Annotated in this window: 3 protein-coding genes; all 3 read left to right on the plus strand. The window is 64.1% G+C overall.

All coding sequences use genetic code 11. The features are described 5' to 3' along the window. A partial coding sequence (locus tag ABZD10_RS14730) for an MFS transporter (RefSeq protein ID WP_372887647.1) occupies positions 1-526 on the plus strand: 526 nt, incomplete at its 5' end. Between the two features lie 18 nt (positions 527-544). Then, complete coding sequence (locus ABZD10_RS14735) at positions 545-1,558, plus strand: glycosyltransferase family 4 protein (protein ID WP_372887649.1); 1,014 nt, start codon at positions 545-547, stop codon at positions 1,556-1,558. Positions 1,559-1,670: 112 nt separating this feature from the next. Further along, positions 1,671-2,693 carry an aspartate-semialdehyde dehydrogenase gene (locus tag ABZD10_RS14740; RefSeq protein WP_372887652.1) on the plus strand — a complete coding sequence of 341 codons (1,023 nt, stop codon included), beginning with the start codon at positions 1,671-1,673 and terminating at the stop codon, positions 2,691-2,693. The last annotated feature ends 431 nt before the right edge of the window (positions 2,694-3,124 follow it).

The following is a 3,124-nucleotide window of genomic DNA, read 5'->3' on the forward strand; positions in this document are numbered from 1 at the left end:
CGCCGGCATCCGCGGGCTGTGGATCGGCCCCTATCTCGATGATGTCTTTGCCATGAGCACCGCCCAGATCGGCAGCGCCTCACTGGTGATGGGGCTGGCGATGATCGCCGGCACCCTGACCTACGGGCCCGCCGACCGCATCTTCGGCACCCGCAAATGGGTGGTGCTGATCGGCAATGCCATCGTGGCGCTGGCCTGTTTCGCGCTGGCCCGCTGGATCGACACCGGCCCGGTGCCGGCGATCGCGATGATGGCGGCGGTCGGCTTTTTCGGCGCCTCCTTCCCGGTCATCATCGCCCATGCCCGCAGCTTCTTTCCACCGCATCTGACCGGGCGCGGCGTCACCCTGCTCAATCTCTTCGGCATCGGCGGGGTCGGGGTGATGCAGCCGCTGTCGGGCAAGCTGCACGGCGCGCTGTCCGAGACCGCGCCGACACTGGCCTATCAGAGCCTGTTTGCGCTGTTCGGCGCGCTTACACTGGCCGGGGTTTTCATCTATCTGTTCAGCCAGGACAGAACCGACTGATCAGACCAGGCGCAGCACATGAAGCACTCCGACATCGAGGTCATCGCCCCCAACCTCAACAGCCGCCTGTCGGGGGTGACGGCGACGGTGATCGCGCTGGTGCCACATCAGGCGCGCCGCATCGGCATCGTCGCCACCGGCATCGCCCTGCCCGGCGGCCTGCCCTTCGTGCCGCTGTGGAAACTGCCCTTCCTGAAACGCCGCCTGCGGGTCTGGCACGCGCGGCGCAACAACGAGATGCTGCTGGGCCTCCTGCTGCGCGGCCTCGGGCTGATGCGGCTGAAACTGGTCTTCACCTCGTCAAGCCCGCGCCAACGCGGCGGCCTGACCAACTGGATGACCGGCAAGATGGATGCCATCGTCGCCACCACGCCGGTCAATGCCTCGGTGATGCCCGGCGCCCCGGAGCTGATCCCGCATGGGGTCGACACCGAGGTCTTTGCCCCCGCACCCTCGGATGTCTTCGCCAGCGGCGGTCAAAGGCTGATCGGCTGTTTCGGCCGGGTGCGACCGATGAAGGGCACCCATCATTTCGTCGAGGCCATGTGCGCGCTGCTGCCCGATCACCCCGATCATTCGGCGATCATCATGGGCCGCATCACCCCCGACAACGCCGACTATGGCAAAGCGCTGAAGGCGCGCATCGCCGAGGCCGGCCTGCAGGACCGCATCCTGTTCAAGGACGAACTGCCGCTGACCGAGATGCCGCGCGCCTATAACGCGCTGGCGCTCTACGTCGCGCCCTCGCTGCTCGAGGGTTTTGGCCTGACCCCGCTCGAGGCGCTTTCCTGCGCGGTGCCTGTGGTGGCCACCGATGTCGGCGCCTTTGCCGATTTCACCACCCCGGCCTGCGGCGAGATCGTGCCCAAGGACGATGCCGCCGCCCTCACCGGGGCCATCGCGCGCATGCTGGGGCGCGATCTTGCCGCCATGGGGCAGGCCGGGCGGGCGCGGGTGATCGCCGATTTCGGCCTCGACCGCGAGGCCGAGGCGCTGGTGGCGCTCTACCGCCGGCTTCTGGACGACACTTGAGACCATTGATCGCGGCCCGAAATGCCCCAGTTCACGAAAAACCGGCTCTGGCCCCTTTTGTCCTAGGGGATTCGGCGCTAATAGAGCGCGTCTGAAACTTTGGAGACGTAACATGGGTTATCGTGTCGTTGTCGTCGGCGCCACCGGAAACGTGGGCCGCGAAATGCTGAACATCCTGGCCGAGCGCCAGTTCCCGGTTGATGAAATCGCCGCCCTTGCCAGCCGCCGGAGCCTTGGCACCGAGGTCACCTTTGGCGAAAAGACACTGAAGACCCAGGATCTCGACACTTTCGACTTCACCGGATGGGACATGGCGCTGTTCGCCGTGGGCTCGGAAGCCACCAAGAAATACGCGCCCATCTCGGCCGCCGCCGGCTGCGTGGTGATCGACAACTCGTCGCTCTACCGCTACGACCCCGACGTGCCGCTGATCGTGCCCGAATGCAACGCCGAGGCGATCCACGGCTATGCCAAGAAGAACATCATCGCCAACCCCAACTGCTCGACCGCGCAGATGGTTGTGGCGCTGAAACCGCTGCATGACCGCGCCAAGATCAAACGCGTCGTGGTGTCGACCTATCAGTCGGTCTCCGGCTCGGGCAAAGAGGCGATCGACGAGCTGTGGGATCAGACCAAATCGGTCTACAACCCCACCGACGATTACCAGCGCAAGGTCTATACCAAGGACATCGCCTTCAACGTCATTCCGCATATCGACGTCTTCATGGAAGACGGTTCGACCAAGGAAGAGTGGAAGATGGTCGTCGAGACCAAGAAGATCGTCGACCCGTCGATCAAGGTCACCGCGACCTGCGTGCGGGTGCCGGTCTTCGTCGGCCACTCCGAAGCGGTGAACATCGAGTTCGAAGACTTCCTCGACGAAGACGAGGCTCGCGACATCCTGCGCGAGGCGCCGGGCGTCATGGTGATCGACAAGCGCGAAGATGGCGGCTACGTGACGCCCAAGGAATGCGTCGGCGACTACGCCACCTTCATCAGCCGCATCCGTCAGGATTCGACCATCGAGAACGGCCTCAACCTGTGGTGCGTCAGCGACAACCTGCGCAAGGGTGCCGCCCTCAACGCGGTGCAGATCGCCGAGACCCTCGGCCGCGAAGTTCTGAAAAAGGGCTAAGCCCGCCGAGATACGTATACAGGGGTAAAAACACGGGCGCCGGTTGCGATTCAACCGGCGCCCGTTCTGCATTCGGCTGGCCGCCGGAAAGGGCCGGCCGGTGTCGTTTCCCGAAACGACACAGACAATTTCCACCTTAGCGGGAAAACGCCATATTTCTGTCTGATTTTGCGCATGTTTCGCCACATTTGCCGCGCATAGTCGACATTGACGGATCACAAACCCCCGCTCACGGTCCGCTCAACACGAAATGGCAGGCCCGTCCCGACCTGCCGGTTTGCACCACCAAGGGGAAGCACCTCTTCCGATCGGAAGCCCCCCAAGCCAAAGCTTCCCGGCCCGGTTGCGCAAACGAAAAACGGCCCGGCCCATTTCAGGGACCGGGCCGTTTTGCGTCATTGGGTTGGGATTCATTGGGTTCAGATCATGTC

The sequence above is a fragment of the Shimia sp. genome, from assembly GCF_041624275.1.
Taxonomy (GTDB): domain Bacteria; phylum Pseudomonadota; class Alphaproteobacteria; order Rhodobacterales; family Rhodobacteraceae; genus Shimia.

What these genes read in the sequence shown, in the direction of transcription:
- ABZD10_RS14735 (WP_372887649.1), top strand. Translation starts at nt 545, where the DNA reads ATGAAGCACTCCGACATCGAGGTCATCGCCCCCAACCTCAACAGCCGC.
- ABZD10_RS14740 (WP_372887652.1), top strand. Translation starts at nt 1,671, where the DNA reads ATGGGTTATCGTGTCGTTGTCGTCGGCGCCACCGGAAACGTGGGCCGC.